The sequence below is a fragment of the Hymenobacter elongatus genome (assembly GCF_004745955.1).
Classification (GTDB): domain Bacteria; phylum Bacteroidota; class Bacteroidia; order Cytophagales; family Hymenobacteraceae; genus Hymenobacter; species Hymenobacter elongatus.
Genome location: NZ_SRLD01000051.1, coordinates 1 through 26,697, shown reverse-complemented (window position 1 = coordinate 26,697; position 26,697 = coordinate 1). Strand labels below are relative to the sequence as shown.

Annotated in this window: 20 protein-coding genes and 2 pseudogenes; 4 read left to right on the top strand and 18 right to left on the bottom strand. The window is 56.0% G+C overall.

The genetic code is table 11. The features are described 5' to 3' along the window. The 5 genes and pseudogenes from E5J99_RS22320 to E5J99_RS21430 all read right to left on the bottom strand — a co-directional run. Positions 1–126, bottom strand: a pseudogene (locus E5J99_RS22320) (IS5/IS1182 family transposase); the annotation flags it as partial. A gap of 626 nt (positions 127–752) precedes the next feature. Beyond that, on the bottom strand, positions 753–1,742 hold the full coding sequence (locus E5J99_RS19000) for an ABC transporter permease (RefSeq protein WP_135499398.1): 990 nt from the start codon (positions 1,740–1,742) through the stop codon (positions 753–755). Continuing rightward, positions 1,739–2,386 (bottom strand): ABC transporter permease subunit, encoded by a 648-nt coding sequence (locus E5J99_RS21435; protein ID WP_167852233.1) that lies wholly within the window; start codon positions 2,384–2,386, stop codon positions 1,739–1,741. Before E5J99_RS21435 ends, E5J99_RS19000 begins: the two co-directional genes overlap by 4 nt. A gap of 424 nt (positions 2,387–2,810) precedes the next feature. Beyond that, entirely contained in the window at positions 2,811–4,544 is a 1,734-nt protein-coding gene (locus E5J99_RS18990) for an ABC transporter substrate-binding protein (protein ID WP_135499396.1), read from the bottom strand. Between the two features lie 80 nt (positions 4,545–4,624). Next, complete coding sequence (locus E5J99_RS21430; protein WP_167852231.1) at positions 4,625–4,783, bottom strand: hypothetical protein; 159 nt, start codon at positions 4,781–4,783, stop codon at positions 4,625–4,627. A gap of 370 nt (positions 4,784–5,153) precedes the next feature. Between E5J99_RS21430 and E5J99_RS18985 the strand changes: the two genes are divergently transcribed. Continuing rightward, positions 5,154–6,695 (top strand): hypothetical protein, encoded by a 1,542-nt coding sequence (locus E5J99_RS18985; protein WP_135499395.1) that lies wholly within the window; start codon positions 5,154–5,156, stop codon positions 6,693–6,695. Positions 6,696–6,698: 3 nt separating this feature from the next. Here E5J99_RS18985 and E5J99_RS18980 read toward each other — a convergent pair whose 3' ends face one another. The 6 genes from E5J99_RS18980 to E5J99_RS18955 form a co-directional block, all read right to left on the bottom strand. Beyond that, positions 6,699–7,214, bottom strand: coding sequence for a hypothetical protein (locus tag E5J99_RS18980; protein WP_135499394.1), 516 nt, complete (start codon positions 7,212–7,214; stop codon positions 6,699–6,701). 333 nt (positions 7,215–7,547) lie between these two features. Next, positions 7,548–8,279, bottom strand: a complete 732-nt coding sequence (locus E5J99_RS18975) for a LytR/AlgR family response regulator transcription factor (RefSeq protein WP_135499393.1) — start codon at positions 8,277–8,279, stop codon at positions 7,548–7,550. A 43-nt stretch (positions 8,280–8,322) separates the two neighbouring features. After that, a complete protein-coding gene (locus E5J99_RS18970) occupies positions 8,323–9,111 on the bottom strand; it encodes a response regulator (RefSeq protein WP_167852230.1) in 789 nt (262 codons plus the stop codon). Positions 9,112–9,170: 59 nt separating this feature from the next. Continuing rightward, positions 9,171–11,207, bottom strand: coding sequence for an OmpA family protein (locus tag E5J99_RS18965; RefSeq protein WP_135499391.1), 2,037 nt, complete (start codon positions 11,205–11,207; stop codon positions 9,171–9,173). 53 nt (positions 11,208–11,260) lie between these two features. Further along, positions 11,261–12,322: a tetratricopeptide repeat protein gene (locus E5J99_RS18960; protein ID WP_167852229.1), complete on the bottom strand. Its 1,062-nt coding sequence runs from the start codon at positions 12,320–12,322 to the stop codon at positions 11,261–11,263. Positions 12,323–12,496: 174 nt separating this feature from the next. Continuing rightward, positions 12,497–12,748 carry a hypothetical protein gene (locus tag E5J99_RS18955; RefSeq protein WP_245319111.1) on the bottom strand — a complete coding sequence of 84 codons (252 nt, stop codon included), beginning with the start codon at positions 12,746–12,748 and terminating at the stop codon, positions 12,497–12,499. Between the two features lie 167 nt (positions 12,749–12,915). On the opposite strand from E5J99_RS18955, the gene E5J99_RS18950 reads away from it, so the two are divergent. Next, on the top strand, positions 12,916–13,338 hold the full coding sequence (locus tag E5J99_RS18950; protein WP_135499389.1) for a BrxA/BrxB family bacilliredoxin: 423 nt from the start codon (positions 12,916–12,918) through the stop codon (positions 13,336–13,338). Between the two features lie 122 nt (positions 13,339–13,460). Here the strand turns inward: E5J99_RS18950 and E5J99_RS18945 are convergent, their stop codons facing one another. Beyond that, complete coding sequence (locus tag E5J99_RS18945; protein WP_135499388.1) at positions 13,461–15,548, bottom strand: M3 family metallopeptidase; 2,088 nt, start codon at positions 15,546–15,548, stop codon at positions 13,461–13,463. 177 nt (positions 15,549–15,725) lie between these two features. After that, positions 15,726–17,921: a DNA helicase RecQ gene (recQ, locus tag E5J99_RS18940; RefSeq protein ID WP_135499399.1), complete on the bottom strand. Its 2,196-nt coding sequence runs from the start codon at positions 17,919–17,921 to the stop codon at positions 15,726–15,728. Between the two features lie 122 nt (positions 17,922–18,043). Between recQ and E5J99_RS18935 the strand changes: the two genes are divergently transcribed. Both E5J99_RS18935 and E5J99_RS18930 read left to right on the top strand, forming a co-directional pair. Continuing rightward, a complete protein-coding gene (locus E5J99_RS18935; RefSeq protein WP_135499387.1) occupies positions 18,044–18,982 on the top strand; it encodes a KpsF/GutQ family sugar-phosphate isomerase in 939 nt (312 codons plus the stop codon). A 78-nt stretch (positions 18,983–19,060) separates the two neighbouring features. Then, on the top strand, positions 19,061–20,152 hold the full coding sequence (locus tag E5J99_RS18930; protein ID WP_135499386.1) for a mannose-1-phosphate guanylyltransferase: 1,092 nt from the start codon (positions 19,061–19,063) through the stop codon (positions 20,150–20,152). 101 nt (positions 20,153–20,253) lie between these two features. Here the strand turns inward: E5J99_RS18930 and rlmB are convergent, their stop codons facing one another. From rlmB to E5J99_RS18905, 5 genes and pseudogenes are all read right to left on the bottom strand, one after another. Then, positions 20,254–21,213: a 23S rRNA (guanosine(2251)-2'-O)-methyltransferase RlmB gene (rlmB, locus tag E5J99_RS18925; RefSeq protein WP_135499385.1), complete on the bottom strand. Its 960-nt coding sequence runs from the start codon at positions 21,211–21,213 to the stop codon at positions 20,254–20,256. Continuing rightward, a complete protein-coding gene (locus tag E5J99_RS18920; protein ID WP_135499384.1) occupies positions 21,177–22,397 on the bottom strand; it encodes a GWxTD domain-containing protein in 1,221 nt (406 codons plus the stop codon). The genes rlmB and E5J99_RS18920 overlap by 37 nt, the downstream gene beginning before the upstream one ends. A 185-nt stretch (positions 22,398–22,582) precedes the next feature. Beyond that, positions 22,583–25,576: a glycosyltransferase family 117 protein gene (locus E5J99_RS18915; protein ID WP_135499383.1), complete on the bottom strand. Its 2,994-nt coding sequence runs from the start codon at positions 25,574–25,576 to the stop codon at positions 22,583–22,585. 157 nt (positions 25,577–25,733) lie between these two features. Beyond that, the gene (locus E5J99_RS18910) at positions 25,734–26,360 is read right to left on the bottom strand and encodes a T9SS type A sorting domain-containing protein (protein ID WP_135499382.1); all 627 of its coding nucleotides are present in this window, start codon (positions 26,358–26,360) and stop codon (positions 25,734–25,736) included. Between the two features lie 227 nt (positions 26,361–26,587). Further along, a pseudogene (locus E5J99_RS18905) lies at positions 26,588–26,697 on the bottom strand (IS5/IS1182 family transposase); the annotation flags it as partial.

The window sequence follows — 26,697 nt, the reverse complement described above, 5'->3', positions numbered from 1 at the left end:
CAGCACGGCTTCGACAAAGCCCCGGTTGTCTTTGGCCACCACCCCGCGCCGACCCACGCGGCCGGGCAAAAGGGGCGCAATCAGTGCCCAATGACTATCGGTGAGCAACGTACGGTCAGCATTCATGTTGAAAATAAGCCTAGTACGACTTGACCATGCCGAACGTTCTTGAGAATACGACCTAGCACTGGTGGTGCCCAGCCGTCCTGAACGCAAAAAAACCGCTGGCAAGGCCAGCGGTTTTTTTACACACCTATTGCAACAACCTTCGAGTTTCGCCGCTACGAGCAGAGTAGCAGCTGACCCATTATTTCTTTATTTTACGCCGGTAGCCGGCGGTATAATTACCACTAGCAAACCGCCGTCAACAGCAGTACGCCGTGGCGCAACGCTGCCTGTGCGTCCGTATGAGCTACTACCGATATTATCTTAGCGGTGGCTCATACTACAGCGCCGCTTACGGCCTGTGAGAAGTAGTTTGCCCGTGTGGCTGGCTGTTTCTTATGACAATATTAGGGTGAGAAAGCGCTGCTGTAAAGGATAATTTAGTTGTAGTTGTGACTTAGGTATTACGTATCCTGTTTGCAGAGTTTTGAGAAGAAATAGGGGTTAGAGTAGGGGTGGAGACAGGGGTAAATGCTCGATATTTGGGTGATGGGGCAGTATTTCAACTGATTAGCTTCGTGTAACGCTTTTCGCAATAGTATCAGTAGGCGGGTTTTTATGCCTCATTTGTGACATATGTATTCTGCTTAACTACTCTTGCCGAACGGATAAAACGGTAGCTGTCGAAGCGCGAGAGTAGTAAGTAAAATCGCACAGGCAGGAAAGACGATAAGCCACCAGGCTGTGAAGTCGAGTCGAGCCGTGGCCAGGGTCCGTCCCCAACTAGCGGTTTCGAGCGGTAGTCCAACCCCCAGAAAGGATACGGTAGTTTCCAGCCCAATAAGCGTAGCCAGGCTCAGGGGCAAGGTTACCCGAATTGTCTTCCATAAAAGGGGGAAGGCATGACGGCCCATGATTTGCCAGGTAGGCAGGCCTATTGCCCGGGCGGCCTCCATGTAGGGCAGCTGTCGAATGCGTCGCATATCGGCCCGCACCAGTTGAGCCGTAACGGGCCAGTAGGTGAAGGTTAGCACTGCTACCAAGGTCGATAAGGATGGGGGCCACACGGCTGCTATAGCCAGTGCCAATACTAATTGGGGCACCGAGGTAAGTAGCGCAAGTAGTGATAGCACGATGGTATCCAGTGGCAAGGGCTGCGGAGCAACACGCTCAGACAGGCGCATCAGCCGAGCTGCTGCTACCAGCGCCAACCCAACTACTACCAGCCAAGAGAGAAACCACGGCCCAGGGCCAGTGAAGCAGCCCCAGAACAGGAGCAGGCCTACCAGCAGAAAAGCAAGTCCCGCAGGCAGCTTGAGCCGTTGGTTGCCCCAGTAACCGGCTGCGCTGCCCAGTATCGTGCCTATTACTGCCGCTGCCAAGCCTGCCGGAGCGCTAACCAGGCAAGCGGTGCGGGCTCCAAAAATGAGCCCGGCCAAAACGTCTCTTCCCAGCGGATCGGTGCCTAGCCAATGGGGCCCGGCAAACGGAGGTTGGGTAATTGCATACAGATCAGGAGTGGCTGCTGGATAAGACAAGGGCAAAAAATCGGCACACAGGGCTACCAGCACTACCAGCGCCAGCCATGCCACCGCTAGCCACCAGGCCCACAACTCTGTTGGCCGGGGTTGTTTCACGCTTGCGCTTCAATTCGTGGATTGGCCCAGACCTGTAGCCAATCGGCCACTATCTGCGCCAGCAGGCGTGCCAAAACAATAACGGATATGGCTCCCAAGAGCACCGGGAAATCCCGGCTGGCAGCGGCCTCCGCCAACAGGCGGCCCATACCCGGCATGGCAAAGATTAACTCTACTACAATGGCTCCGGCTACTAGTGCTGGCAGCAGATCAGCCACGTAAGAAATTGCGGGCAACAGCGCATTGCGCAACGCATGCCGACGAATCACCAGTCGCTCCGGCAGGCCTTTAGCCCTGGCTGTCAGGCTATAATTTGCCTTTAGTTCGTGTTGCAAAGCGCTATCGACCTGTACTACCAGAGAGGGCAAGCTTACCAGAACTAAGCTCAGCAGAGGTAGCACTAGGTAATAGGCGGAGCTGATCAGCTGCTCGCCCCACGAAGTATCACTCTCAGGTCTATTCAACCCATAAGCTGGAAACAGTGCCAGTACATCAGGATTAGCGAGGAGCAGCAACAGAAAAAAGGCAACAACAAATAGGGGCAGCGCATGCAACACCGTTAGCCCGGCCAACACGGCAGGCCGCAACCAACGATGGCGCGCAAGCAGCAGCGTAAGCCAATAGGAGACTATGACTATACCCACAAATGCGCTGCAGGTCAACGGTAGAGTAGATGCCAACGCCCGTAGTACTACCATAGAAACGGATTGCTCGTCCCGGAAAGAGCGGCCCAGGTCGCCGTGAAGCAGGCTATAAAGCCACGTGTGGTATTGATTGTGAGTGCCATGCCAATGCCAGCGCCACGCTAGAGCTTGCTTCGTTGCAGTGGCAGCCGGCGTTATATAAAACAGGGGTAAGTCCAGACCCCGTCGTTTCCGGAGCAGGCGCTCTGCGGCCCTGATTTGGTCTGGTGTTGCCGCATGCCCGCCTATACTTGCTCCTTGTATATTCGTAAGGCCCTCCGGAGCACTGGATAAGGCCCGGCTCAACAAGAAGATAACGGAGAGTATTCCCCAGGCAGCGGGCAGCGTGCGTGCCAAGCGGGGAAATAGGAACCGCCTCATATGCCTACTTAACGGCTTTTGTCTGGATAGCCGTGGCCGTATAGCCTGGCCGCAGGCTCGTTACCTGAAGGGTAGTTAATCGGCTGCTCGCGGCCAAACGAGAGCGGAGGAAAAAGAGTACTGTTAGTGGTTTCTCCTCATGCATTAGGCGTTGGAAGCGACGTAGCAGCTCCGCTTGGTGCCCTTCCTGCTCCTCAGCAGCTATTGCCTCGATCAGTCGGTCGCTGGTAGGAGTGCCAAACCCTGTAAAGTTGCCTGCTCCTATGCTTTTCGAGTGCAGAATAGGAGCAAAGTTGTATACGAAAGGGTTGCCAGTAACAGTAAACAGGTACATCTGTACTGACCCTGACCGCAACTTCTCCCAAAATAAGGAAGCCTCCAACGGTTGAGGCCGAATAACTATTCCAAGCCGACCCGCGGCGGCCCGCAGCTGTAGCGCTATGGTTTCGAAAGCCGGGTCACCAGTTCGGTAGCTGAGCGTCAGCGTTAGCTGCTGAGTGGTGCCATCCACACCGCGCCGCGCCCAGCCGCCGGTTGGTTTTCGTTGCCAGCCGGCTTTTTTCAGTAATGCTGTTGCCTTAACCAGGTCGTACGTGGGCAGGGCCAGGCTGTCGTTATACAGGTGTCCGGCAGTAGGATTTATCAGGCCTACACTCGGATAAGCCATGCCTAATTGAGTGGCCTGAATCAGAGCCGGGATATCGAACAGATGTGACAGTGCTTGTCGGGTAAGCCGGTCTTGCAACGCGGCATACCGCGTATTGAAGCAAGCCGTTATCATCTTGTAGGACTCGGTAGTATGGAACTGTAAGGAGGACTTATTGCCGGAGTCTCGCCGTAGTCGTTGAAACTCCTTCGCGGGCATCATCGGATACACGTCAACGTCGCCACGTCGTAATGCCAATACTGCCGTGGCTTCATCCGGAATAATCTGGTAGTCTAGCGTCAGGGGCCGCGCCTGCAACGGCAGCAGATCCGAATGCAGCGTATCAGCCCACCACTTAGGTTTGCGCTTAAAAGTAACGTATTGGCCAGGAGCCCAGGCTTCTAGTGTGTAGGGCCCGCTGCCTGGTAGTCGTTCCGGATGGTGGTCGAGCTGCGCTTGGGTATAGCGCCCCACGAAAGCGCTAATAGCCGGATTGCGCTGGTTGCCTGCCGTATCAGCCCGCAAGGCCGCCAGCGAAAATGGGCGTAGCTGGCCTTGCGGGTCCAGCGGATATTCAGGTAAAATAATATAATCGCCAGAAGACCATCTGTACTCAGGAGAGCGACCGGCACACACCAACGTAAAGCGGCGTGGGTCGGCTGGGTCGAGCCGGATATCCCGGATAAATCCCCATTGGGCCTGGTTGGTTTCGATCGGCAAACCGGGGCAGTTCATCACCTTCAGCGTGAAGGCTACGTCCCGAGCCAAAACCGGCCGGCCATTATCCCAAACGGCCGCCGCCCGAATACGGTACGTGAGCAGGGTGAGCGAATCGGTTTGCTCCACTGTTGGTAAAGCTTCTGCTAAGCTGGGAACAAACTGCTGCTTACCCGGGTCAACCGCCAACAGGCTCGAGTATAATAAATTAGCTGCCTCGAGCGAATTTTCATTCGGCAAGATCAGTGGATTCAGGTTTTCCGGATCCCGCTCCCAGCGAATACGTATTGCCGGGGCGGAATCCTGTTGGTGGGAAGAGCAAGCGCCCAAGGCGCTGCCCACCACGACTAGAAAACCAAATAAACGTTGCTTCATGAAGAGGATACTGCACGGAAAGGGTGCCGGGCAAGTTAACCAAGATTCTACAGGAAGCAGAAGGGGAGGTGCGGGAGAAATCAGATGCTACCGCCACCCCAGCCACCACCGCCTTGACCATTATCGGTAGGCAGAATAACGATTGGGTTGGCATTGGCAGCGTTTGGGTCAACTTTAGTCTCAGTAGAGGTAGAAAAGCTGGCGAGCTGAAGCAGGGCTATTGCGATGAGTTCTAACATGGCGCTTTGTGAGGTTAAGTCGTTCAAGAGTTTGAATGACCCAAAGTTGGTTCATAACTACGCCGCCGTAAAGGAAAGATATCGTGTAAAAGTGACTTGTATATTTTATGAAAAAAATAGTATTAATCAAATTTTAAGGAATGCTAATAGTATCGAAACGGGTCTTAAAAGATGATAGCTACGTTCTTGAGTAAGTTGGTTTTTTCTAATTGTGACTTTTTGTTTTTCAATAGGCAATACTACTCAAGAACAAAGGTGCATAACCTTGCCCAAACTAATAAAGGAAATATTATGAATATTTGTGACAATAGTTCTTAGCCTTTTCTCATCTTGCAACAGCCGATTGCGGCCTTATAGCGCTATTTAAGCAATGGAAAAGCTCAGTAATTTAGCACGAATTGTGACGGATCGGCGGGTAAAAGAACCGCCGCTACTTGACTTTTCTGCTAAAAAAGCAACCCACAAAGACCTCAAACTGATCCGGCTCTTGGAGAATGAGCCCGATATCACGCAGTTGCAACTCACGAAAGGCCTCTACGGCAAAGCTTCAGTTGCTAGCAATACCTCGTTTCGTAAGCTCAAGTCACGCGTCCAGCAGAAGCTTTTAAATCATCTGTACTTTTTGGAGCAGTCAGATCCGCGGCATTTGGTGTCTAGGCGCTACGAGCTGCGGTGCATAGAGTTGTATCACCAGGTTGCCATCCTATATGGTGAAGGAGAGTACTCGCTGGCCGAACAGTTATTGCGCAAGTGCTTGCGGCAGGCATTAGAGGGCGAATTCACAGAATACGCCGTGCTGGCGGCTCGGTTGCTGGGCAAACTCTACGTTGACTTACGGCAGCCAGCCCGTTACCGGACTATCAGCAAGAAGCTCACCGAACTACAGCAACTATTGGATCTGGAGGACGAGGCCAGCAGAATTTACTGGAGCAGCAAGATGGCGCAGGCGCACACGGTGCGGGCCCGACGGGCGCTACTGAGCGAGCTGCCCAGCTATTTGGCTCAGTTGCAGAAATTGCATAAACAGGCGCAGAGTTATACCACCTTCAATTATTTATACCTGACCCAATTGACATTATTGGAGTTCACGGGCAGCTATGAAGAGATAATCAAGATCACTACTGCTACTGAGAAACTATGGGCCAAGGGTAAGATTAATCGGCGTCGGTTTGATAGTCGATTTAATAATTATATGACTGTATATGCTCACCTGCACAGCAAACAGGCCGAGAAAGGACTTATTCTCTCAGAGGAATACTTGAAGGATTTTCATCCATCTTCCGGCAACTGGTTTTTCTTCATGGAAAACTATGTGCTGCTGGCCTTGCACGCCGAGCAGCATGGCCAAGCGCAGCTGCTGCTGGAAATTGCCCACAAAAATCCCTACTTCCGTAAACAGAGAACCGCTGCCCGGCAACGCTGGGACCTCTACAAAGCCTACATATACTTTTTGCAACCCGAAAATTCGCCCCTGACGCTCCGGCATTTCAACCAATTTGTGCAGACTGTCCCAGATTATAGTCGCGACAAGCAGGGCTACAATGTGGCGATACTCATCTTGCAGTATTTGAATTTTTTGCGCCGCCAGGACGTCGAAAACCTGCTGGCACGCCTGGAAAGCCTGCGGAAGTATGAGCAGCGTCACCTACGCGAATCGGCTACGTTGAGAAGCCAGCTGTTTTTTCGATTACTAGTGCTGATTGTAAAAGAAAACTTCGAGCCGGAAAGCTGTGAGAAGAAAGGGCAGCCGCTACTCAGTAGCCTACACGCTGCACCGCAGCCAGGCGAAGCTTACGCCGAAATCGAAATTATCCCCTACGAAGCGCTTTGGGGGCTAACGCTGGATATTCTACGAACTAATATGGCTCAGAATGAAGCTGCGGAGCAGGCACAGCGTGACCGAGTTGATTAACCTCTACGGGCGACTCGGGATACTTGTGCTGGCATGAGCACCCGGAACAGATTTCTTGGTTGGCACCCCCACCGTCACTTTCTTCTTAGGCTGCAAGCGGGGCTTGGGAGCTGAGGATTTCGGAGCCGTTACTGGCTGCAAAGTGGCTGTTTGAGGCGCAACAGGAACCACCGTAGCTGGAATGACCGGAGTGGTTATGGCAACGTAACGCTGGTATTGAGCAGCAGACAGAACACCTTGCAATTTCTCGGCGTACTCTTTTTCAATAACGGCCAACTTGCTTTGGAGCATAGCAGGATCGATGCTGTACATCTGCTTGACATCGTTTTCCTGAACCAAGCGCTCATAGGTCAAGCGCTTGACTTGGGTAGTCCGGGCGTCATCCAAGGAAATCTGCTGGGATAGTTTACGCGTGTTTTCAGTAGCCTGCACCCGTAGATCAGGGCCCTGCTGCGCTGTGGCAACAACTGAGCTGGCTAAGGCTAGGCAAATAAGCAAGGAGGAGCAATAGTTCTTCATCAGAAGAGACGTAAGGAAGTTAGGGCGACTATATATGTTCACAAAGAAACAAAACGATATTGATATAATACTGTATCGTATAAAATATATTGAAGTATGGCAAGAATCAATATGTCAACTCGACTGTATAGCAAAGAGGCGTAAAATATGCGTCTGGCAGGGATACTAGATCAGGCGTGTGAAGGGAAAACACAAAAGCGACCAGCCTTAACAAACTACCGTGTAAGAAGTAGTGCGTCAGGTCTGGTCGCTTTTTTTAGGTGCTGGGCTTGGCTTAATGTAAGGGAGCTTGCCAGCAGAAAGGGCTGAGGAGCTTGACTGCAAGAGTGTTGCCTAAAATTTATTCAGCCGCTGCAATACTTCCCGCAAGTACGTCTGGCCAATAGGAATCTGTTTGTTTTCAATCGTAATAGTATTATCCTCAATAGCCTGCACACGCCTAAGATTGACAATAAAAGAGCGGTGAGCCCGCACGAAGATGGAAGCGGGAAATTTTTCCTCGACAGCCTTCATGGTGCTGTACACAATGAGTTTGCTGTGCGGCATTACGATATGCACGTAGTCGCCGAGGGCTTCTACGTAGCAAACGGTATCGAAGAGAACCTTCACCAGCTTGGTGTCTACTTTCACGAAGGTGAAATCAGGGTCGGTACCGGTTGCGGTGGGGGAAGGCATACTGGCAAGAGCCGCAGCATCAGCAAGCTCCAGCGCTTTTTGGGCAGCTTTCAAAAAGCGGGCATAGCTGATGGGTTTTACGAGGTAGTCGACTACATCATGCTCGAAGGCCTCTACTGCGTAATGCTTGCTGCTGGTAATGAGAATCACCAGGGGCGGATTCTGTAGGGTGCTGAGTAGGTCGAGCCCCGACATCAGGGGCATTTCGACGTCCAGAAACAGTAGGTCGACGGGCTGGGTACGCAGGGCTTCGGCCGCGGCCGGGGCGCTATCGAAGCTGCCAGCCGGCGTTAGAAAAGGAGTATTGGTGATACAGTTAGCAACCACTTGGACGGACAGCGGATCGTCGTCTACGACAAGGCAGCGTAACAGGGGAGTAGGAGTTGGCATAAGGCCAAAGGTAGAAGAAGGCGTGACAAAGAGAATAGGAACGTTATTCCGACTGATACTTGTGCAACCGGGCCGCTAAGTATGGATAGAGCGCGGTTAATTGGTCGCCGATGAGGGCTATCAGATGGTCATTGGTAGCGGCAGCAGTGGTAGTGACGCTTCGCTCCAGTTTTTCGAGGTGCTGCTGAATTGCCGGAACTCCAAAATACACGACTTGGCCTTTGAGCTTGTGCGCCAAACGGGCCGGCGTGAGCGGGTCGTCAGCAATGGAAGCCGCCGTCACCAGCTGCTGGTAGAGAGGTGGGGTTTGCTGTAGAAACGTCGTAATAATCTGGGCGATGAATGCGCGGTTGCCGGCCGCCAATTCTTCCAGAATACCCCAATCTGGCCGCACTGTGCCCGAGCCAGCTAGAGAAACCAACTTTTTTTGGATGCCGCTAAACCCGGCCCCACTGGTGTAGCACACCAGACTGGCATGGAGCAGCGCCGGGTCGAAGGGTTTCGCCAATGTGGCGTTCATACCCGCTACCCGCGCCCGGGCTTGATCTTCGGGCGAAGTGGAAGCCGTGAGGCCAATGATGGGGAGCCGTTGGAGGTGAGAATGACCCCGAAGCTGGCGGGTCGCTTCATAGCCATCCATTTCCGGCATTTGCACATCCATCAGCACTACGTCGAAAGCCTGGGTGGTTGCCAGCGCTACGGCCTGCCGCCCATTATCGGCCAGCGTCGCTGCCACATTCCATTCCTCCAGCGCCCGACATACCACGAGTTGGTTCAACTCGTTGTCGTCGACTACCAGCACCCGCAAGGAGGGCTGAAAAGGCGGGAGCATATCGGCAGAAACAAGCATAGGAAAGGGCCGCAAAACGGCTATGGCTCAGCAATGACGCACTACTTGCCGGTTACTTTGAATTCGGTCCGCCGGTTCAGCTGTCGGCCGCCCTTGGTATTGTTGGTCGCTACGGGTTGCGTATCGCCATAACCGGCGAAGGTAAGACGGGCTTTGTCGGTGCCTTTGGCCACCAGGTAGTCTACTACGGCCTTGGCGCGCCGCTGGCTGAGGTCTTTGTTATATACGGCTTGCCCTACGTTGTCGGTGTGGCCGGATATTTCGAGGCGCAATGCGGGTGTTTCTACCATCAGCTTCTGCAGCCGCTCCAGCTCAGCCGTGCTTTCCTTGCGTAAGGTGGCCTTGTCGAAGTCAAAGAAGATGTTGTTGAGCACTACTTTCACGCCCACATCCAGCTTTTTGAGCGCAATGTCTTTAACCACTTCCGAATAAGCGGCTCCGGCAGGTAGGTCGAAATTTTCGGAGTGAAAAAGGTAGCCTTCCTGCCGCACCACGATGCCGTAGTTCACCCCAGAAGGCAGTGAAACCAGGTAGCGTCCCGACTGGGCGTTGGCCCGGAAGGAGGCTATCAGCTCGTTACGGGAGTTATCGACCACGTCGATAGTGGCTTCTAAAGGCAGTTTGGAAGCTTCGTCCGTAACTATCCCCTTCAATATCGTTACCTGGGTCGTGGCAATAGGCACGGGCGGGGCCAGGGAAGCTTCCTTCACCGGCTGCGCCCGGGAGGCCAGCAGTTGGTCTTCCTGCGACAACACCGGCGGCTTTTCGGTCCCCAGGAAGGTAATCTGGTAAATGTCTTTGCCGCCGAGGCCATCGTCGCGGAAGGAAGAATAGTAGCCGTGCCGGCCAGAGGCTGAAATCACGAAAAACACATCATCATCGGGCGTGTTGATGGGCCAGCCCAAATTCTCGGGCTCACTCCATTTTCCATTTTCGAATACTGACTTGAAAATGTCGTAGCCGCCCATCGAGTTGTGGCCTTCAGAGCTGAAATACATGGTCTTGCCATCGGGGTGCAGAAAAACGCCTTCTTCGCCGTAGGGCGTGTTAATGGTCGTGCCCAGATTGAGGGCCGGGCCGCGGCCATTGATTTCTACTTTATAGATGTCGCGGCTGCCGATGCCGCCCTGTTTGTCGCTCACGAAGTAGAGGCTCCGTCCGTCGGGCGTGAAGGCTGCCGACGACTCGTGGGCCCGGGTATTGATGCGCGAGTTCATCTTTTCGGGCTTGCGCCAGGCCGCGCCGCGCAGCTCAGCCTCGTTCAGGTCGCCGCCATTGTCTTCCACATACACCAGCATCCGCTGGCCATCGGGGGCCAAGCCTACGGTGGCATCGTGGCCTTCATTGTTCACGGGCTTGCCCAGGTTGCGGGCCGGCGACCAGCCCGAGGCGGTGCGGGTGCTCTGGTACACGTCCTCGAAGAAGCCACCGGTTTCGGGGTCTCGCTCCTTGCCCGTGGAATTGTCGCGCCGGGAAGTGAACAGAATAACTGACTCGTCGGCCGAAATTACCGGGCCGTAATCGGCATACGGGGAGTTGATTGCCGCGCCGATGTTGTCGATGAACACCCGGGAAGGCGCTTTCTCCAGCTTTTGTCCATTCTCACACTCTTTTATCTTTTTGCTGATACTGGCCAGAAAAGCGGCGGTATTCTTGCCCGTAGCGGCGGGCTGAGCGGCCTTATATTCAGCAATAGCCTCAGTCCATTTGCCATTCAAATGTAGGCCCTGACCCAGCAGATAATGAATTCGCGGGTCAATGTCGGCATTGAGCTGGTAGGCTTTCTGGATGTAGGGCAGGGCGCGGGGCTTGTAGCCCGAGTGCAAATAACAGTCGCCGATGCGCAGGTTGAGGCGGGCATTGTTGGGGTTGAACTTCTGAGCGGCCAAGTAGTGCGGCAGTGCCTGCTCGTAGCGCGGCGGGTCGAGGTCGTACCATTCGTCGCCGGTTTTGACTTCGCGCTGGGCTTCCTTCAACCCATCTTTGTCTGACTTGAAACGGTCTTTCTCAAATTCAACGTTTTGCGCCACTGCTACGTGAGCCAGCAGCAGCAGTGCTATAAGTAGGATTCTGGGCATGAGGGGAGGTTTCTCGCGAAATAACTAGCAGAGTAGTGAAAGGCAGCGCTACCTTATTCGGTGCAGCCCGAGTTAGCAGCGTAGCTAGAACCCGTTTCCAGGCCCAGCTCGGCGGCTTTTTTCCAGTCCTGGCAGGCTCCGGGGGCATCGCGCAGCATTTCGCGGGCGTGGCCCCGATTCATGTAGGCTTCGGCGTATTGCGCGTTGAGGGCAATGGCTTTGGCGGCATCAGCGGCGGCACTTTTGTAGTCTTCCAGCTTCAGGTGAGCGGCGGCGCGGTTGTTCCAGGCAAAGGCGTAGTTGGCATCCAGCTCAATAGCTTTGCTGAAATCCTCCACGGCCGCTTTGTAGTCGGCGGCTTCGTAGCGGGCACTGCCGCGGTTGGTGTAGGCAATGGGGTTATCCTGCTTTTTGCTGATGTAGGTGTTGTAATCAGTCATGGCGCCTTTCAGGTCGTTGGCGCGGCGCCGGGCAGCGGCCCGGTTCAGCAGCGCCGGCAGGAAGTCGGGCTGCAGGCCTAACACTTTGGTGTAGTCCTGCACGGCCGCGTCGAAGTTGTTGAGCTTGCGCTGGGTGCTGGCCCGGTCGTGGTAGGCGTAGGCGTAGTTCGGATCAGCCTTAATGGCTTGGTCAAAATCGGCTTTGGCCTCCTGGAATTCGCCTTTTTCGAAGCGCAATGCTCCCCGGTAGTACCAGGCCGGGGCATAGTCGGGCTTTATTTCGGCGGCCCGGCCATAGTCCTGCTCCGCCTCGGGGCGCATACCGGCGGCCTCCTGCGCCTGGGCCCGGCCAAAGTAGTTGCTGAAGCTCGTGGCTTCCAGCTTAATGGCCTGGTCGTAATCTTGCACCGCCAGCTGGTATTCTTTCAGCTCGTAGCGGGTGGTGGCGCGGTTGTAAAAAGCTTTGGCGAAGTCCGGCCGCAGGGCCAGGGCCTTGTCGAAGTCCTGCACGGCGGCCCGGTAGTTTTTGCCGTTGTATTTGGAAACCCCGCTGTTGTAGAGTTTTTCGGCCTGCTGAGCCGGTGGCAACGTGGAAGCCCGCACGGTATCGACCTGGGCCCGCGCCGCAGTGACCGATAAGGACAAGCTCGCGGCAAGGAGTAAGATTTTCTGCATAAGGGAGGTCGTATAGCCCGACATGTTAAATGTACTTTTATTTGCCATAACCCGGCAATCCTTGCTTTTCTTTCTTTCTAATAGCATTCTGGCGCTATTCTATTTCGGGCACTATGGGTCGCAGTTAGCCGGAAATATCGGCCTGTGCCCGCACCAGTTGCGTCCATTCCTCGGCTATGGTGCCCCTGAATGGGGCGCGGTCGGCTTTGCGGTACCAATAAGCCGCACATTGCCCGCGTCGCCTTCCTGCCGATGCAGGTAGGCGTGCAGCCAGCTGTGCAGGTGGTCGTGGCCATTGGCTTGGGCCAGGGTATGAGCTTGCTCCCATTCCTGCCGGCCGGCGTGCCACAAGCCCCGCAATACCGGCGCAATACCGGCTGGTGGCAGTGACGCGGCCAGACTGGTGACAAAGAATTCGTACTTCATAAGGCGAATATATTGAACAGGAAATGCCGGCAGCGCTGTTGTGTGGCTAACCATTCCTCCGGCCGACGGTTTATGCAAGCGCGGCGGCCGGAGTTTGCGTATTTTTGCCTGGCCTCCGGGCTTTACTCCCGATTTCTCTTATTCTCACTTTCAGCCCATTTCCAACAATGGCAACCTACCCCGAATACATGGTAGCTCCCATCCGGCAAGACCTCACGTCGGCTGGCTTCGAGCAACTGATGACCCCCGAAGAAGTTGACTCGGTTCTGAACGCGCAAAGCGGCACGGTGCTGCTGGCCGTCAACTCGGTGTGCGGCTGCGCTGCCGCCAAAGCCCGTCCGGCCCTGAAAATGGCCGTGACCAGCTCCGATAAGAAGCCCGCCCGCCTCGTGACCGTGTTTGCTGGCATGGAAACCGAAGCTGTAGCCAAAGCCCGTGAGCATATGCTGCCCTATCCGCCCTCGTCGCCCAGCATCGCGCTGTTCAAAGACGGTGAGCTGGTACACGTTATCGAGCGCCACCACATTGAAGGCAACGACCTGATGCGTATCGTAGACAATCTGCAAGGCGCCTTCGAGGAGCACTGCTAAGGAAGGTTTTTGCAAAAGCAACTGCTACAGGGTAGCGGATGCCTTTGCTGCCAAAAAAAGGCCACCCGCTGGGGTGGCCTTTTTTGTTGGATTCAGACTGTAGACCCGGAAATACTCAGCAGCTACAGCCCCAATGACTTGAAGAAAGCCTCCTGGTTGGGCTCCCGGCCCAGAAAGTTCTTGACCAGGTTATATTCTTCATCGGTGCCGCCGCGGGCCAGAATCATGTCGCGGTAGCGCAGGCCGGTCTTTTGGTCCATGATGCCGTTTTTCTCAAACACCGAGAACATGTCTTCGGCGTACACTTTCGACCACATGTAGCCGTAGTAACCGGCGCCGTAGCCGGTGAGGTGACCGAAGGAGGCCTGCATGTTGGTGCCTTCGAGGTAGGCGAAGGGCGTAATCTGGTTCTGCAGGCGCTTCATTACGTCGGTGGTGGTTTCCGTACCGTTCGGATCAAACTTGTCGTGCAGGGTCATGTCGAGCGTGCCGTACAGGATTTGTTGGGACGCGGCAATTCCGGAACCCACGTTGCGGGCCGCCCACATCTTATCGTACAGGGCTTTGGGCAGCACCTCGCCCGTTTGGTAGTGCTTGGCAAAGGTCTTGAGGGCGTCGTAGTTCCAGGCCCAGTTTTCCAGAATCTGCGAGGGCGCCTCGACAAAGTCGCGCTTTACGCTGGTGCCCGACTGGCTCGACAACTCGGCCGTAGTGAGCAGATTGTGCATCACGTGACCAAACTCGTGGAAGAAAGTTACCGTCTGGCTGTGGCTCATCAGAGCCGGCTTGCCGGGCGTGGGCGCGTTGAAATTACACAGCAGCACGGCCGTCGGAATCTGGTAGCCCTTGGCCGTCGCCTTGCCGCTGCTCACGCCGAAGCAGGCCGCGTGGGTGTACTTGTTGTCGCGCGGAAACAGGTCGAGGTAGAAGCGGCCGATGAGCTTACCATCGCGCTGCACCTCAAACATGCGGGCGTCGGCGTGCCACACCGAGGGGTCCTTCACCTCGTTGAACTTCAGGGCAAACAGCGCCTGGGTGGTCTGAAACAGGCCGTCGACCACCTTGTTCACTTCGAAGTATTCTTTGATCTTCTCCGCGTCGAGCTGGTACTTGTCCTTCATGAGCAGGTTGTTATAGAACGCGCTTTCCCAAGGGTTGATGGTTGTGGCGGCCGGGTTCTTCAGGTAGGTGCGCTTCACGGCCACTAGCTCATCGAGGTCCTGCTGACTTTTCTGCTTCACGCGGTCCACCAGCTTGGTTTCGAAGGCCCACACCGTTTCGGGAGTTTTGGCCATGCGGCTGCTGGTTTGGTAGGCCGCATAGGTTTTGAAACCCAGCAGCTGCGCTTTTTTCTGGCGCTCTACCAGCAGTTGCTTCAGCACCTCCAGGTTCTTGTCGGCCGCGCGGTTGTTGTAGAGCGTGTAGAGCTGCTTGCGCATGGCATCCGACTCGGCATACTTCATGAAGGTGCTGTAGGCCGGGCCATCGAGCCCAATGCGGGAGGCATCGCCAGCTTTGGGGCGGCTCTTGCTGTAGTCGTCGGGCAGGCCTTTCATATCGGCGGAGCTCACCAGCAGAAAGCCCTGATCTTTGGCAATGTTAGCGCCGAAAACCAACGACAGGTCACCGATTTTGTCGTTAATGGCTTGCAGCTCTTTGCGCTTCTCCGGCGTTAGGGCAAAGCCGTTGCGCTCGTATTCCTGCACCGTTTCGGTCAGGTATTTCTTGCGCGGACCCGTCAGCGCCTGGGCTTCCTTGGTTTTGGAATAGTCCTTTACCGCCTTGTAGAGCTGTTCATCCAGCTCCAGTTCGTTGCCATACTTGCTGATAACGGCAATACTTTTCTGCGCCTGGTTGCGGATGGCCGAGTCAGGGCTGGCATTGAACAGAATACTGATGGGCCCGGCAATGGTGCCGATATTATCACCGAGGTTGTCCAGGGCCAGCATGGTATTGGCAAAAGTGCGCTTCGTAGCCGATACCTTATAAATGGCTTGCAACGAGGTTTTGGTGCCGCTGATGAGCACATCCGTGGCCTGCTTCACGTCGGCTTTGGTTGCTCGCTTGAAGTCGATAACCTGATTGAAGCCCGGCAGTAGTGGATTAGCGGCGGGCACCGGCCCAGGGCCAGCCATACTCAGTAGCGCGGCTAGGCTGGCCAGCACCGTGAGGCCAAGCGGCTGTGCGCCTGGCAAAGAATGAAACGTCATGCGGAATAGGGTTAAAAGAAATGTGTTCCGAAGATAATTTTTTGTCGGCAAACTTTGCCCATTGCCTTCTGTGGTGTACCAGCCACCATGAAAAAGCCACTCCCGAGGGAGTGGCTTTTCTATATGAATAAGCAAAACGGCCACAAACTGCGCAGCTGCCAACACGAAACAAGAACGCTAGTTGGCGTACTCGCTCAGAAACTTGATACGCATCAGGCGCAGGTCTTCTTCGGTATAGTCGTCGTCTCCTAACTCTTTTAGGGCTACGGCGATGTTATCGGTGCTGGCTTGCAGGAAATAATCGGTGATTTCGTCTTGGCGGTCGTGGTCCAGTACGCCGTCGATGTAGTAGTCGAGGTTGAGCTTGGTGCCGGAGTAGCAGATGTGTTCGATTTCCTCCATCAGCTCGCGCATGTCGATGCCTTTGGAGGACGCAATTTCCTCCAGATCCATCTTCTTATCGATTTGCTGGATGATGTAGATCTTGATTTTTGACTTGTTCACCGCCGACTTCACCACCACGTCGGCGGCCGTCACGATGTCATTGTCCTCCACGTACTTCTGAATCAGCAGCAGGAAGGGTTGCCCGAACTTCTGCGCCTTGCCCGAGCCCACGCCGCCGACATGCGCGAGGTCGTCCATCTTCACGGGGAAGGTGGTCGCCATTTCCTTCAGGCTGGGGTCCTGGAACAGAACATAGGGCGGCAGGTTCTTGTCCTTGGCGATTTTCTTGCGCAAGGATTTCAGCATCTCAAACAGCGCGGCATCGTGGCCGGCCGCCTCCTGAACTTCTTCTTTCTCCTGCTCTTCTTTCACCTCTTCCTCGTAGTTATGGTCCTTGGTGAGTTTGATGGAATGAGGATTATCGATGAAAGCCAGACCTTTAGGGCAGATTTTCACGACCCCGAAATTGTCAATGTCTTTCTCCAGAAACCCGTTCAGCAAGGCCTGCCGCAGCAGGGAATGCCAGAACTGCGCGTCGTGGGCTTTGCCCTGGCCATACACCGGCAATGCATTGTGGCCGTAGCTTTCCACGTGGGCGTTGTTCATGCCCATGAGCACGGTGCCGATGTGGTCGATGCCGAAGCGCTCCTCGGTTTGCACCACCGCTTTGAGGGCCATCAGCATTTCATCTTTGGCCTCGAAGCGCTCCTTGGGGTGGCGGCAGTTGTCGCAGAAGCCGCAGTCTTTCTCGAAATGCTCGCCGAAATAGTGCAACAACTGCTTGCGGCGGCACACGGCGGAGTCGGCGTAGTTGGCCATTTCCTGGAGCAGCAGCTTGCCGTTGTCGCGCTCGGTCACGGGCTTGTCCTTGTTGAACTTCTCCAGCTTCACGATATCGTCGTAGCTGTAGAACATCAGGCAGTTTCCTTCCAGGCCGTCGCGGCCGCCACGGCCGGTCTCCTGGTAGTAGCCCTCAATGGATTTGGGCGTGTCGTAGTGAATCACGAAACGCACGTCGGGCTTGTCAATGCCCATGCCGAAGGCAATGGTGGCCACGATGACGTCGCAGTCTTCGTTGAGGAACGCATCCTGGTTGTGCATGCGTACCTGTGGGTCGAGGCCGGCGTGGTAGGGCAGGGCCTTCACGTCGTTCACGCGCAGCAGCTCGGCAATTTCCTCCACCTTCTTGCGGCTCAGGCAGTACACGATGCCCGCCTTGTTCTTGTGCTGCTTCACGTACTGAATCAGCTGCTTCTTGGTGTTGTGCTTGGGCCGAACCTCATAATAGAGGTTGGTGCGGTTGAAGGAGGTCTTGAATACCGAAGCCTCGTCCATCTGCAGGTTCTTCTGGATGTCGAGCTGCACCTTGGGCGTGGCCGTGGCCGTGAGGGCAATAATGGGCACTTGGCCGATATTGTCGATAATACCCCGGATGCGGCGGTACTCGGGTCGGAAATCGTGGCCCCACTCCGAAATACAGTGCGCCTCGTCGATGGCTACGAAGCTGATGGTGGCCTTCTGCAGGAAGTCGATGGTTTCGTCCTTGGTCAAGCTCTCGGGCGCTACGTAGAGCAGCTTTACCTCGCCGCTAATCACGTCTTTCTTCACCCGGTTGATTTCCGACTTCGACAAGGTCGAGTTCAGAAACTGCGCGTTCACGCCAAAGGCGTTAAGCTGATCCACCTGATTTTTCATCAGGGCAATCAGGGGAGAAATGACGATGGCCGTGCCGGGCAAAATGAGGGCGGGCAGCTGGTAGCACAGCGACTTACCGGCACCGGTAGGCATAATCACGAAGGTGTTGTTGCCCTCGATGACGTTCTGAATAATGGCTTCCTGTGTACCGCGAAACTGACCGTACCCAAAAACTTCCTTTAACTTGCCTTTCAGATCAGCCTCACGCTTGACTGCTTGTTTTACCGCTGGCATCGACATTCTCACTTGCTCTTTGGGGGTTGCAGACTTGAGCACCAACACTCCAGTGTTGGCTACTCAATCTAGACAAATTTAGATTGAAACAGCAGAACGACACCAACTCAATTGCAAAAAAAGTGCTTCTCGAAGAAGCAGACGCCGTTCGGGGTGTGGCCGACGCCATTGCCCTGACGCCGGATTTTGCACAATGCGTAGCCGCCATACTCTCTTTACGGGGTCGGGTGGTAGTTACCGGCATCGGAAAAAGCGCCCACATTGCGGGCAAGATGGTGGCTACTCTGAACTCCACGGGTACGCCCGCGCTGTTTATGCACGCCGCCGACGCCATTCACGGCGACCTGGGCATGATTCAGGCCGAAGATTTCGTCATTGCCATCAGCAAGAGCGGCGACACGCCCGAAATAAAAGTGCTGGTGCCCCTGCTGAAGCGCAAAGGCGTGCCGCTGGCCGCGCTAGTCAGCAATGCTGACTCCTACCTAGGCGTGCAGGCCGACTACGTGCTGCACGCGCCCGTAACCCGGGAGGCCTGTCCCCACAATCTGGCGCCTACGACTAGCACTACTGCCGCCCTGGCGCTGGGCGATGCCCTGGCCGTGTGCCTGCTCGAGTCGCGGGAGTTCACCTCCGCCGATTTTGCCCGCCTGCATCCGGGTGGCACCCTGGGCAAGAAGCTGTATCTGAAAGTGGGCGACCTGAGCCGGCAGAATCAGACGCCCCAAGTACTGGAAGATGCTCCGCTCAAGGATATTATTCTGGAGATTTCGGGCAAGCGCCTGGGTGCTACCGCCGTGCTGGCTACGGCGGACGAAAAGCTGCTCGGCATCATCACCGATGGCGACTTGCGGCGGATGCTCACCAACTTCAGCCGGCTGGAAGACGTGCGGGCCCGCGACATTCTGACCCCCGACCCGATAACGATTGAGGTCGACGATTTTGCCGCCGAAGCGCTGGTTCGTATGCAGCAGCGCAACATTACGCAGCTCATTGTGACGGAAGACGGCCGTTTTAGTGGCTTTATTCACTTACACGACCTGCTGCGGGAGGGCTTGGTCTAGTTGAATCATTAAATTGCTTACCATTGAATACCGGGCGCGCCGCGCCAGCTAGTTAAAAACCTACTTAGCCTTTTGCTGATGAATCAGAATACGTACCTCGTCGTGATGGCCGGCGGTATCGGCAGCCGCTTCTGGCCTTTTAGCCGCACGCATCTGCCCAAGCAGTTTCACGATGTGATGGGCGTGGGCCGCTCCATGCTCCAGCTCACCGTAGACCGATTCAAGGAAATCTGCCCGGCTGAGAATGTGTTTGTGGTTACCAACCGCGACTACACCGAGCTGGTGCAGCAGCACTTGCCGGAACTGCCCATCGACCAGATTCTGGGGGAGCCGATTGGACGTAACACCGCGCCCTGCATCGCCTACGCGAGCTACTGCATTGCCAAGCGCAATCCGCAGGCCACCATCGTCGTGACGCCTGCCGACCACGCCGTGCTGCACGAGGACGAGTTTCGGAAGATAATCCGCAAGGCCGTGGACGTGGCTGAAAACCATGACGTGCTGCTTACCCTTGGTATTCAGCCCTCGCGCCCCGATACGGGCTATGGCTACATTCAGTACATCGACGACGACAGCAAGAGCGGCCTGCCCAAAGGCCTCAAGAAGGTAAAAACCTTCACCGAGAAGCCGAATCTGGAGCTGGCCCGCATGTTTGTGGATAGCGGCGACTTTTTGTGGAATTCGGGTCTGTTTGTGTGGCGCGCCGACGCCATTATTCATGCCTTCCATCAGTACCTGAGTGATATTGCGGAGGTATTCGACGAAGGCATCAGCGAGTTGGGTACTGCCAGCGAGGCGGAGTTCATCACCCAGGCCTACACGCGCTGCCGCAACATCAGCATCGATTACGGCGTGATGGAAAAAGCTGACAATGTATATGTGCTGCCCGCCGATTTCGGTTGGAGCGACCTGGGCACCTGGGACTCGCTGCACCGCATGGGCCACCACGATGCCGACAACAATGTGGTAGACGGCGACGCTCTACTCTACGACACGCGCGAATGCGTCATCAAAACGCCTTCCGAGCGTCTCGTGGTAGTGCAGGGCCTCGACGGCTACATTATCGCCGAATATGACAACGTGCTGCTGATCTGTAAGCGCACGGAGGAGCAGCGCGTGAAGGAGTTCGTGGCCGATGTGAAGTCGAAAAAGGGCAACGGCTATAATTAGCGCATCGCACGCTACTGATCCAGCATCCAGCTTCTACCAAAACCAGAAAGCCAACCTGTGAAGGTTGGCTTTCTGGTTAGTAGTTCGCTTTGGACACCGCATTACTGGCCGCTGGTCAGGCGCTGACGCAACACTTCGAACAGCATAATACCGCTGGCCACCGATACGTTGAGGGAGCCAATCTGGCCCGCCATCGGGATGCGCAGCTTATGGTCGGCGAGCTTGAGGTACTCGGGCGAGATGCCGTCTTCCTCGCTGCCCATGAGCACCGCTACCGGGCCGGTCATGTCCACGGTACCGGCTTCGAGGCTGGCGTCGGCTTTTTCGGTGCAGGCAACAATGGTTACGCCCGACTGCTGCAGGAAGGAAATCGTTTCCTTCAGGTTGGGCTCCCGGCACACCGGAATCAGGTTCAACGCCCCCGCCGAGGTTTTCAGCGCGTCGCCGTTGATTTGGGCCGCACCCCGGCTGGGCACCACAATGGCATGCACGCCCATACACTCGGCGTTGCGGGCAATGGCCCCGAAGTTGCGTACATCCGTAACCCGGTCGAGCAGGAGCAGCAGCGGCGTTTTCCCGGCTTCGTACACGCTGGCCAGAATGCTGTCCAGCGGTTGGTAGTCGATAGGTGACACGAAGGCAACAGCGCCCTGGTGATTCTTGCGGGTTAGGTCGTTGAGCTTCTCAATCGGCACCAGCGACATCGGAACGTTGGCAGCCTTCGCTAGCTCAGTGATTTCCTGGGTGACACTGTTCTTGGTGCCGCGCAGCAGATAAATCTTCTCCAGCGTCCGACCCGCGCTCAAAGCTTCCAGAATAGGCCGCAAGCCAAACAGCATCTCGATGCTACGGTCAGCCGCCGGCCGGTGGGGGTAGCGGGGCTTGAAGTCGCCACGGCCTTCGCGGCTTTCACCGCTCCGGGCCTCTCGGTCGTCGCCGGGGCGAGCTTCGCGCCGGTCGTCGCCGCCGCGCTCCTCCCGATTTACCGGGCGGTTTTCGCTGTTATAAAACGTGCGCCGCTCATTCAGCGGCCGCTCTGGGCGGTCAGTCCTTTTCTCCATTGCTCAACGGCGGCATACCAAAGCATTTCGTACTCCGGCCGGCGCACCAATTCATAGTGTTCGGGGGCAAAGGTACTGGGTTTAGGCCGGAACGTGTACGTACCCCTTCCGCCCTTGGTGTCCCGGTAGATCCAACGCTCCTCCGTGGCCGTCCGATATACTACTTCGGGAGCTCCGAGGGCGATGTAGAGCATGCCCCGGTCGGTCATCCAGCCCGCCTTGTGGGCCGTAAACAACTGGTTGGCAGCGGCTACCCGGCCATAATAGGTGCGAATGAGCTGACGGGCAATCGTTTGATTCGCGCCGGCTACGTCCAGCCAGAACTGGTCGACAGCCCGTTTGGGCGCGGGTGCGTCGAGCAGCTTTTGGCGCTCCGCCGAAGTCGTTAGATAAATAAGCGGCTGAATAAGCGCGGTGGCGGTGTTGAACTCCGGAAAATCCTGATCGACTACCAGCAAGCCGTAAGCGGCGGCGGCTCCTGCTACCCGCAGGGCATAAAGACCTGGCTGCCGTATGCGCATTGCCTGACCGGCCCGGAAATAGAGCGAGTCACGCACGGCTATGGTGCGCGGCACGGGTTGCGCACCAGCAGTGGCCATGGGCGGCAAGGCAGCAGTGAAGCTAGCCGCGTAGCGTTTGGCCGTGAGGGGGAGTTCTGGTCCGTAGCTATCAACTAAGAAGGGCTCGCCCAATCGTACATAGCGCCGTAGCAATGGGTCACCGAGCGAATCGGTGAGCAGAAAAGTGCGCCCAAGCCGCTCTTTGGTAATAGCCAGCCAGGCAGCCTCGCCCGTTTCGGCTTCTTCAGCCGGCGCGCAATTCAGGCTGAGCACCTGCCCGGCTTGCAAAGCTGCCGCCGGCAGGCAAAACTCGACCCACGCCGCTGACTTCACCTGCCGAACCCGCCGGGCCACATGCCGCACGGTGTCCCGCCACACGGGTCGTTTTGCCTCATAAGTAGCCCAAGTGGCTATCCGCAACGGGTTGCCGCGCTGCAGAACACTGCCATCCGGAAAGTGCACATATACCCGCAGACTGTCGCCCTCACGGCGGGTTTCCGCCCCGATCCGGCGGGCAGGGTGGTATTGCCCGGCAAAGTCGCGCCGTGGGTCGGCGCCAACAGTACCGGCACTACTCAACACGAGCAGTAGCCCAATCAGGAAGCAGCGAAGCGAAACCGGCATCGAAAGAAAATGAGTGGAGCAGAACGCAAAGCCGTCGTGGCAGAACGACAGCGCCTACAATAGCAGTACGGCAGGCGGAGCGTATACGGTCGGTGAAAACCTAGGGTGCACTAACCCAAAACAGCCGCCCTGCTGACAGGACGGCTGTGTGGAGAAACCAGGTTTCGCAGACGAGCAAAGGGGCCTTATTGCTGCGGATAGTATTCATTCAGCAAATCCATGGCCTTCTTGGCGCGGGCCTGGTCGCCTACTTCAGCGGCGGCCCGGTACACGCTCTGCAGGGCCAGCAGGTTGGTTTGCACTTCCATATCGAACAGGGAGCTGTTGTTGGTGCGGTAGTAGGCCAACGACTGCTGGGCCCGGTTGGTCATCGTGTCCATTATTTCATTGGCCCGCTGCTGCTCGCCAACCTGTATCAGGGGCACTACAAACTGAGGCACGTAATAATCGTAGCGGATGGCCTTATCGGGCATCACCTCAAAGCACTTGTTGAGCACTTTCTTAGCGGTGGCTTTGTCGCCCGCGGCCAGATACGCATCTGCCAGGCGCGAGAATTTGTCGCGGTAGTTGGCCGGGAAGCGCAGGTTGTTCTCATCGTAGAAAATGTCGGCGCGGTCCAGGTTGCGGAAGGAATATTTCTTCATCATGTTTTCAAACATGAGGTCTTTGGCCACGTAGCCTTCCGCGCCCCGGGGCTCGTAGTTAGGGTCTTTGGCGGGCAAAATCCGGTAGGCCATGCCTTCGAGCTGGAAGTATGGCTGCAGATTCATAAAGTCGGCCGAGTTCACGGTGCTGGAGAAGTAGATAGGCCGCTTCCAGTTGTTGGTGGCCAGCATGTCCAGAATCACCAGGTTTTTCTTCTCGATGGCTCCTTTGCCCATGTCCCACTCCATGCGGGGCACTAGCTGCTTGCGCCGCTCTTTCGGGATAATACCCAGCGCCTCTACTGCCGCCGTATCGATGGGCAGGTAGAACTTGCGGGTGGGGAAGGACAGCAGTGGCCGGCCGCTCTGGGTTTGCACTTGCAGCAGCTGGCTGTTCTGATCAACCAAGCCGATAAACTCGCGCAGGTTCACCTCCTGCACCGCCGGGTTTTCCACGTAGGGCAGGTAGTCGTTGGTGCCCTGGGCGTAGTTGTCGCTCTTCATCGAGATGGGCAGCGGCTGCGACAGGTAGGCGCGCCGCTTCATCTGCGCGATGTACCAGTCGGTATTGAGGTAGCTCAGTACGGCCACCCGCACGTCGGTCCGGACGCCTTCTACTTCCTGGGCGTACCACAAAGGGAACGTGTCGTTGTCGCCGTTCGTAAACAGAATGGCGTTCGGGGCACAGGAGTTCAGCAGGTTTTTGGCCGAGTCTACCGAGTTGTAGCGGTCCGAGCGGTCGTGGTCGTCCCAACCCTGCGCCGCCATGAGGCCTGGCGCTAGCAGCCCCAGTAGCGTAGCGGCCACGGCGCGCGTACCATCGGCTTTGAGCACGGCCTTCAGCAAATCGGCCAGCCCCAGCACGCCCAGCCCAATCCAGATGGCGAAGGCGTAGGTGGCACCCGTAAAGGTGTAATCCCGCTCGCGCGGCTCAATTGGCGGCTGATTTAGATAGAACACAATAGCCAAGCCCGTAAATAGGAACAGCAAGCCTACGACAAAGGCGTTGCGGCCATCGCGCCGAACGTGAAAAAACAGGCCCAATAGGCCCATAATGAGCGGAATAGCGAAGAAGTTATTGCGGGCCGGGCTGCTGGCGATTCGCTCCGGCAAGCCATTGCTGCCCGCGCTGGTTGGCCACACGACGCCTGCCTGCTGAATGTCACTTTCGCGGCCCACGAAGTTCCAGAGGAAGTAGCGCCAGTACATGTGGCCCATCTGGTACTTGAACAAAAAGCTCAGGTTTTGACCCATCGAAGGTTTCACGCCTTCCTGAATATCTACCCACTTCTTGTAGTTGTACACGTGCTCGGGAGCGGGGCTGTAGATGCGCGGGATGAGCATCTTGTCCTCGTCGCGGTAAATGGTTTCGAGGCGCCGCTCAGCTATAACGTATTTGTCGCCTTTGCGCACGTAGCGGGGAGCCCCTTCCTTCTGGTCGACGGGCTCAGCATTAAACTGCGGACCGTACATCAGGGGCCGGTCGCCGTATTGCTCGCGCTTGAGGTAGCTCACGAAGGAAAGGACATCCTCGGGGGCATTTTCGTTGATGGTAGGGTGGTAGCTACTGCGGATGGGTACAATCAGGTAGGAGGAGTAGCCGATCAGGATAAACGCAAAGCTCAGCATCGCCGTGTTGATCAGGCGGTTGTGGGCCCGGAACGAGTAGCGGAAGCCCAGCCAGATCAACGCCACGAACAGCACCAGGAAAAACACCAGCCCAGTGTTGAAAGGCAAGCCGATGGAATTCACGAAGAATACCTCGAACGCCCCCGCCAGCGTGGGCAGGCCCGGGATGATTCCGGCCAGTATCAACCCAACGATGACGCTGCTGATGACCAGAGTGGCTATTCCACCCCACATCGTGGGGGCCGCGTGGCGACGGTAATAGTAAATAAAGCCCAGGGCCGGAATAGCCAGCAGGTTCAGCAAGTGAACCCCAATGCTGAGGCCAATGACATAGGCAATCAGAATCAGCCACTTATCGGAGTCGGCTTCGTCGGCGCGGTTTTCCCATTTCAGCATAATCCAGACGACGGCCGCCGTGCAGAGCGCCGACATGGCGTACACCTCCGCCTCCACGGCATTGAACCAGAAAGAGTCGGAGAAGGCGAAGGCCAAGGCACCCACCGTACCCGCTCCCAGAATCAAGAACGTCTGGCCGCTGGTTGGCTCCAGGGGGCGATGGTCGTGCCCGCCAGCAGTAGGGTGGTGGAATACCAGCTTTTTGGCCAGCATCGTAATGGTCCAGAACAGGAACAGGACCGTGAAAGAACTGCTCAGGGCTGAGAGGGTATTGATGAGCACCGAAACCTTGGTGACGTCGCCGAAGGCGAAGAGCGAAAACAAGCGTCCCAGCAGCAAGAAGGTGGGGGCCCCCGGTGGGTGCGGCACCAGCAGCTTGTAGGAGCAGGCAATAAACTCGCCGCAGTCCCAGAAGCTGGCCGTGGGTTCTAAGGTGAGTAGGTAGGTAAGGGTGGCAATGGCAAATACGACCCAGCCAACTAGGTTATTCAGGCTTTTGTAACTCCGCATACTGGTTTAATCAGAGAAGGGCCAAAAGTAGGCAATAAATCTGGCCATGCCGCACCCGTAGTTTGGGGAGCGAAAAGCCGTTCTGTTTCGCCTTAAGCACAAAAAAGCAGCCGGGAAGCCGGCTGCTTTTTCTCGAAGTATACTGTAGAGGGACGCGTCAGTTCTGTAAAATCAGGCGCTTGGTCGTGACGACTTTGTCATTGACGAGCAAGCTATAGAAGTAGACGCCCGCCGGCAAATCCGATAGGTTGACCGGTACGCCTTCCGCGTCGGTTTCGGGCTTTAAAGCCACCATGCGTACTTCCCGCCCGATAATATTGCTCAGCCGCAGCTTATAGCTTTCCCCGGCTTTCTGACCCAGGGAGACCAGTACCATGCCTTTGCTGGGGTTGGGATACACGCTCAGCGTGGGCATCACCAGCCGCGCTTCGGCCGCAGTGGTCACTGGTTTAACAGAAATGGAGCCAATCATCCCTTTCCAGGAGCCGTTGTCGAAGAAAGCATGAGCCGTGCAGTGGTAGGCGAAGGTTCCTAAGGTATTGAAGGTAATAGACTTGGTTTGGCTCGATGAGTTCATTTGGAAAGTAACCCAGGCAGCGTTGTCGGAAGCCGTGGGATGGTTGCCGGATTGCCATTTCCATATGACCTCGTCTCCCAGTTTGATATCCAGCTTCTCCGGGGAGTAGAAATTGTCGCCTACGGTAATGGTATAAGTAGTAGCGAAGGCTGATAGCTGCAGGAGCAGTAACGGCAGCAATAAAAAAAGACGCGTAGAGTTTTTCATGGGTTTCAGCTGTAAAGCAAACGTATAGCAGCGGCTTTCCGCCGCTTCGGCGTTGATGTGGAGCACAAAGACAAGCACCGTGCCTTGTTTTTATGCTACCGGACCAGACTGGCAGCATCACCTCATTTGGAGGTTGACACAGGTAGAAGGTTTAATGTACAGTAATGTTACCACCCTTTACCCTCGTGTTGTCAAAAACAGGTTGTCAGCCTAGGTTGTACGGACAATTACCGGAGCCAGAGTAAGGCAGAAACGAAATGCAGCATTCCCAAAAAGCTGCTGGCCGTCTTGTCGTAGCGCGTGGCCAGGCGGCGGAACTGCTTGAGCCGGCTGAAGA